Annotated in this window: 1 protein-coding gene and 1 pseudogene; both read left to right on the top strand. The window is 29.1% G+C overall.

Annotated features, from left to right (window positions below):
• Positions 1–76: 76 nt before the first annotated feature.
• Positions 77–826: a hypothetical protein gene (locus tag DVW83_RS14735; protein ID WP_137239679.1), complete on the top strand. Its 750-nt coding sequence runs from the start codon at positions 77–79 to the stop codon at positions 824–826.
• A gap of 85 nt (positions 827–911) precedes the next feature.
• Positions 912–1109, top strand: a pseudogene (tnpA, locus tag DVW83_RS14730) (IS200/IS605-like element ISEfa4 family transposase); the annotation flags it as partial.

Raw genomic sequence — 1109 nt, 5'->3', positions numbered from 1 at the left:
GAAAATATATTAAGTTTGATCAATGAGAGACCGGTAAAACATTGTATAGTATTTTACACAGGATTATGGACTTGACTTGGTTAATTGTACTAAAAATTTAAGAAATAATATAAATTTAATAATAAATGATTATAGAAAAGGAAGTACTCTAAATTTTCCTGCTAAATTTGAAAACTCAAATTATTTTCAAATTATGGTAAATAAATTGATTAGTGAACAGGAAAAGAATGGGGTCAGAGACATTCGTGTTATAGACTCACTGATAAAATTTAATTCATCAAAATTTCCACTCAACGAAGAAACTAGAAGTCGTATTTCTGAATATATTGATGACTATTGGAAAGAGATTGATGCTGAAAAAACACACGGAGTAATTCAAAATAAATTTAATTTAACTGTATCAATAGTTAAACAAGCGGATGATATAAAAATATCAGATGATAGTAATGAGATATCAGTCAGTATAAATGAGAAATTGTTGGAAGGATTAGAGTATGAACAAGTTTTACCGTTCATTACTAAATATATTATATTAGATAAATATCAACGTCTAAATTCTATTTCTAATCCGGTCAATCAAGATATTTCATTATTGAGTCTTTTAGGTAAAGACTTACAATCTTATGGAAACAATAATATAACGTTTGATCTACAGAATCAGGCTGAGAATTTAATTGTAGGATCAACAATAGACTATCTATATAGAAAAAAAGGTTTTGTGATTGAAGAAATATTAGCAGATTATTTTAACAGAATTAGGCAGAAGTCGCCCATCCTCTATAGGTGGGTGATGAATGCCGTTCGGTATGAGGGTTACCGTTGGTAACTCGAAGACCGACAACTAAGGCGTATTGCCTTTTTATTTTGTCCCATGTTACAATCAGTCTATACAAGAAATGAGTTGATATAACATGGAATTAGATACAAATAATCATTCAGTATTTCTTCTTTATTACCACCTTGTTTTAGTAACGAAATATCGTAGACAAGTGATTGATGATGAAATATCTGATTATGCCAAAACTACTTTTGAAAGAATTTCAGAATCGTATCACATTACTTTAGTGGAGTGGAATCATGATAAAGACCACGTTCATATTATGTTCAAA

The organism is Enterococcus sp. VV15 (genome assembly GCF_005236045.1).
In the GTDB taxonomy this organism is placed as follows: Bacteria; Bacillota; Bacilli; order Lactobacillales; family Enterococcaceae; genus Enterococcus_B; species Enterococcus_B durans.
This window is presented reverse-complemented; position numbering and strand designations above follow the sequence as displayed.